Here is a 5,875-nt window from a genome sequence, read left to right as displayed (position 1 = left end):
AGAGCGGACCGTCGGCGACGCCAGAGGCACTACTCACGGCCCACGAGTCATCACGTCGAATCATCAGCGTGGCAAGACGGCCAAGCGCATACAGGGGTAGCGACGCGATGCGCCGCAGATTTCCTGCGCCAAACGAGAACGATGCCACCCCGCGAGCCTATCGCGGGGTGGGGTCGGGCCCGAGAGCCGGCGGCTCAGTCGGTCAGTTCGCCCAGGGTGACCTCGGCAGTCTCGGTGCGTCCGTCGCGGACGTAGACGAGTTCGGCGTCGGCGCCGCCGGGAAGGGCCCGGACCTGAGCGGTCAGATCGGTGGCGTCACGGATCGGGACGCCGTTGAACTGGGTCACGATGTCGCCGGCGGTGAGGCCCGCCTCCGCGGCCGCCCCGCCCGGGGTGGTCTCGCTGATGAGAGCGCCCGCGATGGAGCTGCCCTCGGCCTCGGCGGAGCTGCGGACCATCGCGCCGAGCAGGCCGTGGCTGGCGGCACCACCGTCGATGAGCTCATCGGCGACGCGCTGGACGATGTTCGACGGGATGGAGAATCCCACTCCGATCGACCCGGCCTCGCTGGAGGACGAACCGCCGGCCGTGGCGATCGCGACGTTGATCCCGATCAGCTTGCCGGTGTCATCGACGAGCGCGCCACCGGAGTTACCCGGGTTGATGGCCGCGTCGGTCTGGATGACGGCGATCGAGATGGTCCCCATGGATCCGCCGCCTTGCCGCCCCTGCCCGAAGTCGAACTGGAATGGGGAATCCTGGCCACCCTCCTGCTCGTCCTGCTGGCCGGAGTCGGGCACGGCCGCCGAGGCGATCTGGATCGACCGGTTCAGGGCGCTGACGATCCCGGTGGTGACCGTGTTGGACAGGCCCAGCGGCGCGCCGACGGCGACGGTCGTGTCGCCGACGTTGAGCGCGCTGGAATCAGCGAACTCGATCGGAGTGAGGCCCGTGGCGTCCGACAGCTTGATGACGGCGAGGTCGTACAGGGTATCCGTGCCGACGATCTCGGCATCGTAGACCCGGCCGTCGGAGGTCGTCACACGCAGGGTCGGGCTGCCGGTGGCGCCGTCGAGCGTGACGACGTGGGTGTTGGTCACGACGTAGCCGTCCTCCGAGAGGATCACGCCGGAGCCGGAGCCACCGCCGTCGGCGGAGGATGCCGAGATCGTCACGACGCTCGGAAGGGTCTTCGCCGCGATGCCGGTGGTCTGGTTGACCTCGTCCGGGTCGTTGACGGTCACCTGCGGAGCGGTGCCCTGGACGGTGGTGGTCTCGGTGCCGCCGAACATCCCGGAGCCGAGGGCGGCACCGCCCAGGCCCGAGACAGATCCGACGATGGCCGCGGCGACGAGAACGGCGACGATCTTTCCGGTGCCGACCTTCGCCTCCGGCGCTTCGGTCGCGGCGGCGTCAGGGCCGGGGGCCGGTTCCGGGGTGCCCCAGCCGTAGCCCAGGGGCTGCGTCGGAGCGGTGGGCTGAGCGCCGGTCCAGGTCGGCAGTGGCGGGCGCGGCGGCACGGACGCTCCGCGTGAGGCGTCTGCTCCGGGCGCGGAGGTGCCGGTGGTGTCGTCGCCGGTGGCGGGGGTGTGCGGTTCGCTCATGGGATGCTCCTTCGTCGAGGCCAATCCAGAGTGCAACCGGAATCTGTGGATCAGCTATGCCGCCCCTCCGATCAGCCTATGGGTCGGCGACCGGCCCAGGGGTGGCGATAGCCTGACGCTGTGCTGCACATACCCGGAGCCTGGCAACGCACCGCACGCGGAGCCGGCCTCCTCTCCCCCGACGGAAACCTGCTCCCCACGATCTTCGCGGAGATGACGGCGCTCGCCGTCCGGCACGACGCCGTCAACCTCGGACAGGGCTTCCCCGACGAGGACGGACCCGCAGAGGTGCTCGCCGCGGCGACCGCGGCGATCGAGGCCGGCGTGAACCAGTACTCCCCCGGGCGCGGCCACCCCGATCTGCTCGCCGCGATCGCGGAGCACCAGGAGCGGTTCTACGGTCTGGTCGTCGACCCCGAACGACAGATCCTGGTCACGGCGGGGGCCACCGAGGCCCTCGCCGCGACCTTGCTCGCCCTCCTCGACGGCCCTGAGGACGAGGTCGTCGTCTTCGAGCCGTATTACGACTCGTACGCGGCATCCATCGCCCTCGCCGGCGCCCGCCTGATGCCGGTGCCGCTGCGGTGGCCGGCGCTCGAGCCCGATCTCGACGACCTTCGCGCTGCCGTCACCGACCGCACCCGCGTCATCCTCGTCAACGACCCGCACAACCCCACCGGCACGGTGTTCTCCGCCGAGGTGAAACAGGAGATCGTGCGGCTGGCACGCTCCGTCGGCGCGACGATCGTCACCGACGAGGTCTACGAGCACCTGGTGCTGGAGGGCCCGCACGTCCCCATCGCCACACTCCCCGGCGCGACGGAGATCACCGTCTCGCTGTCATCGGGTGGGAAGACCTTCAAGACGACCGGCTGGAAGATCGGCTGGGCGACCGGCCCGGCCGATCTCATCGACGCGATCATCGCCGTCAAGCAGTTCCTCACCTATGTGAACGGCGCACCGTTCCAGCCCGCCATCGCTGCGGGTCTGCGCCTTCCCGACGCCTACTTCGAGGACCTCGTGGCGACGCAGCGGCTCCGCCGTGACGTGCTCGGTTCAGGGCTGCGCGAAGCGGGGTTCGAGGTCTCGACGCCGGCCGGTTCGTACTTCACCGTCGCCGATGCGCGTGCGCTACTGGCGGAGGGAACGGATGCCGCGGACTTCGCCCGGGCACTGCCCGAACGCGTGGGAGTCGCCGCCATCCCGCTGACCGCCTTCGTCTCCCCCGCCCACCGTGGGGAGTTCGCCACGCTGCTGCGATTCGCGGCCTGCAAGCGCACCGAGGTCATCGAGGAGGCTGCGCGCCGCCTGGCGGCGTCCGCGCGCTGATGCGCGTCAGTCGCGCGGTGCGACCGTGAAGCGGCGGAGCCGGAGCGCCGGGTTCACGCGTCGCACCCGCTCCACGGCTTCCGCGTCGACGCGCGCCACGGCGACGTCGGTGGTCGTCCCGACGGCGGCGATCTGCACCCCCTGCGGGTCGATCACGAGGGAGTGGCCGACGCCCAACGGCGGCGGGTGGTCCGCGCCGGCGACGTACAGCGTGTTCTCGATGGCCCGGGCGTGCAGGAGCGTCCGCCAGTGGTGCTCCTTGAGCGGGCCACGCACCCATTCCGCGGCCACCAGGATCACGTCGGCGCCGGTGTCGGCGAGGATGCGCGCCACCTCCGGGAACCGCAGGTCGTAACAGGTCATCAGCGCGAACCGGGTGCCGTCGACCTCGAATGTCTCGGGGGCGTGGATCGGTCCGGGCTCGACCCAGTCCGACTCCCGCTGACCGAACGCGTCGTAGAGGTGCAGCTTGCGGTACGTCGCGACGACGCCCTTCGACCCGACCGCCACGACGGTGTTGCGCACCCGCCGCTCGTCGGGCGCCTTCTCGAGGAGACCCGCGACGACGACCACCCCGAACTCCTGCGCGAGGTCCGTCAACGCCTCGACGAAGGGGCCCTGCACCTCCTGCGCGTGTTCGCGGAGCGTCTGGTCGAACGGGTCGATGAAGTAGCTGGAGTACTCCGGGAACAGAACGACTCGCGCACCCCGACCCGCCGCCTTCGCGGTGAGCTCCCGAATCGCGGCGAGGTTCGCGCGCTCGTCGGCGGCGGGGGCGAACTGGGCGACGGCGAGACCGATCGTTGCGTCGGGCATGGGATCCTCTCGGACGGGGACAGATCCAGGATGCCGCATCGGCAGGGCATCGCGGGCGTCGGGACACGCCCGGGGCGACCCCGATTCGAGGCCGCGTCGAAGCCGTGTTAGGCTGTTCCTTGTGCCGCGGGGTGGAGCAGCTCGGTAGCTCGCTGGGCTCATAACCCAGAGGTCGCAGGTTCAAATCCTGTCCCCGCAACCAAGAGAAGAAGGCGTCCCCGTCAGGGGGCGCCTTCTTCGCGTTCCCCGCAGGGTCCCTCATCCCCTGCAGACCGCGCCGTCGGATAGCGCCTCGAGCGGCATGTCAGCTCTTCACCATCGCGCCGCCCATGTCGCGGAGGAAGCGCACGATCGTGCGCAGTTCGTCGTCGCTGTACTCGTTCAGCGCCTCCCGCATCGCCGACAGCCGCGCACCGAAACGGCGGAAGAACTCCACTCGCGCGGCATCCGTCAGCACCACGATGCGCGATCGCCGATCACCCGGGTGCGGCTGCCTGGTGAGATACCCGCCCGCAGCGAGCCTGTCGAGGAGCTTTGTGGTCGACGCGGTCGAGATCGCCAGATGCTCGGCGATGTCGTGCGGCTTGACCACTTCGCCCAAGCGCTCTCGGATGACCAGCATGCGGATCGCGGCGAGATCAGTCATGTTCATATCCATGTCGCCGCGCAGATCCGCGTACATCCGGTCCATGCTGTCAGAAAAGACCTGCACGGACTCCAGCGCAGCGAGCACCAGGGCAGCACGCTCGGAGCGCACGAAGTCAGGCTTGTCCACTGTTGGACACCCTCCCGGTCGGTCTGTACGATGACGAAATGTCGCTAGATAATCTAGCAATAAGTGGAGCGAGCATGTCAGAGATTGAGTACGTCGTCCTGCTGGACGATCACGGCCGCGAGATCGGCACGGCACCGAAGGCGAGCGTGCACGGTTCCGACACCGCACTGCACCTGGCGTTCTCCTGCCACGTCTTCAACGACGACGGCGAGGTGCTGGTGACCCGGCGCGCCCTGGGCAAGACGGCTTGGCCCGGAGTGTGGACCAACTCGTTCTGCGGTCACCCCGCCCCCGCGGAGCCCGTCGTGGACGCCGTGCACCGCCGCGCCGCACACGAACTGGGCATGACACTCACCGATGTGGAGCTGGCACTCCCCCTGTTCCGATACCGCGCGACGGACGCCTCCGGCATCGTGGAGAACGAGATCTGCCCGGTCTATCTCGCCCGCGCCGCCTCCGCCCCCCAGCTCAATTCCGACGAGGTCGCGGAGTCCCGCTGGGTGCGTCCGGAGGAACTCGCTGTCTCCCTCCGTGCGACCCCCTGGGCGTTCAGCCCGTGGCTCGTGCTGCAGGCGCAGCAGCTCGCACTGTTCGGCGCCCCCCTCCTCCACCAGCGGGCGTCATGATCGTGCTGTCCGACGCAGCGCAGCGCGAGGTCGACGATGCACTGGAGGTCGCGCTCTCGCGTCTGCGCAAGCGCGCCGCATCGCTCGGCGAGTCAGCCGCGGCACTCGGCGAGGCCACCGCGGCTGCGGCGGCCGGCGGCAAGCGACTCCGCCCCGCCCTCGTGATCGCCGCTTTCGAAGCGTTCGGTGGCGACTGCGCGCACGCGCCCGGCCTGTGGCGTGTCGCTGCGGCCTTCGAGCTCCTCCACGCTGCGTTCGTCGTCCACGACGACCTCATCGACGGTGATGTCGAGCGCCGGGGCGTGCCGAATGTGATGGGAGCCTTCCGACAGCGCGCCCGCGCCCTCGGCGGCGACGCTCGCGACGAGCGCACCCTCGGCGATGCCGCGGCCGTGCTCGCGGGAGACCTGCTGCTGTTCGAGGCGACCCGGCTCATCGCGACCGCGCCCGTGCCTGCGCCCGCCCGCGCCGGTCTGTTCGTCCTCCTCGACGACGCGCTCCTCGTCTCCGCGGCCGGTGAGCTCGCAGATGTGGAGCAGGCGATCGGCGAGAGCCTTCCGCCGACCGCGTCCCTGCTGCGCACCGCTCGCGACAAGACCGCCTTCTACTCGTTCCAGGCCCCCCTGTCCGCCGGGGCGCTGCTCGCCGGCGCCGCAGAGGCCCAGCGCAGCGCAGTCGAGGCAGCCGGATCCGAGATCGGCATCGCCTTCCAGCTCGCGGACGAC

At 70.2% G+C, this 5,875-nt stretch carries 6 protein-coding genes and 1 tRNA gene; 4 read left to right on the top strand and 3 right to left on the bottom strand.

Going from position 1 to position 5,875, the window contains the following annotated elements:
• Window positions 1-194: 194 nt before the first annotated feature.
• Window positions 195-1,604, bottom strand: coding sequence for a trypsin-like peptidase domain-containing protein (locus tag ACHFGS_RS12830; protein ID WP_394278196.1), 1,410 nt, complete (start codon window positions 1,602-1,604; stop codon window positions 195-197).
• 120 nt (window positions 1,605-1,724) lie between these two features.
• Here ACHFGS_RS12830 and ACHFGS_RS12825 point away from each other — a divergent pair, with 120 nt between their 5' ends.
• Window positions 1,725-2,933 (top strand): aminotransferase class I/II-fold pyridoxal phosphate-dependent enzyme, encoded by a 1,209-nt coding sequence (locus ACHFGS_RS12825; protein WP_394278197.1) that lies wholly within the window; start codon window positions 1,725-1,727, stop codon window positions 2,931-2,933.
• Window positions 2,934-2,939: 6 nt separating this feature from the next.
• Here the strand turns inward: ACHFGS_RS12825 and ACHFGS_RS12820 are convergent, their stop codons facing one another.
• Window positions 2,940-3,749: a carbon-nitrogen hydrolase family protein gene (locus ACHFGS_RS12820; protein WP_394278198.1), complete on the bottom strand. Its 810-nt coding sequence runs from the start codon at window positions 3,747-3,749 to the stop codon at window positions 2,940-2,942.
• A 125-nt stretch (window positions 3,750-3,874) separates the two neighbouring features.
• Here ACHFGS_RS12820 and ACHFGS_RS12815 point away from each other — a divergent pair.
• A tRNA-Met gene (locus ACHFGS_RS12815) sits at window positions 3,875-3,951 on the top strand.
• A gap of 102 nt (window positions 3,952-4,053) precedes the next feature.
• Here ACHFGS_RS12815 and ACHFGS_RS12810 read toward each other — a convergent pair.
• Window positions 4,054-4,524, bottom strand: a complete 471-nt coding sequence (locus ACHFGS_RS12810) for a MarR family winged helix-turn-helix transcriptional regulator (protein ID WP_394278199.1) — start codon at window positions 4,522-4,524, stop codon at window positions 4,054-4,056.
• A gap of 74 nt (window positions 4,525-4,598) precedes the next feature.
• On the opposite strand from ACHFGS_RS12810, the gene idi reads away from it, so the two are divergent.
• Window positions 4,599-5,150, top strand: coding sequence for an isopentenyl-diphosphate Delta-isomerase (gene idi / locus ACHFGS_RS12805; protein ID WP_394278200.1), 552 nt, complete (start codon window positions 4,599-4,601; stop codon window positions 5,148-5,150).
• On the top strand, window positions 5,147-5,875 hold a 729-nt coding region (locus ACHFGS_RS12800), incomplete at its 3' end, for a polyprenyl synthetase family protein (RefSeq protein WP_394289531.1). The genes idi and ACHFGS_RS12800, both read left to right, overlap by 4 nt.

The organism is Microbacterium sp. (assembly GCF_043427715.1).
In the GTDB taxonomy this organism is placed as follows: Bacteria; Actinomycetota; Actinomycetes; order Actinomycetales; family Microbacteriaceae; genus Microbacterium.
Note: the sequence above shows the minus strand (reverse complement) of the source record. Positions and strands in the feature narration are given on the sequence as shown.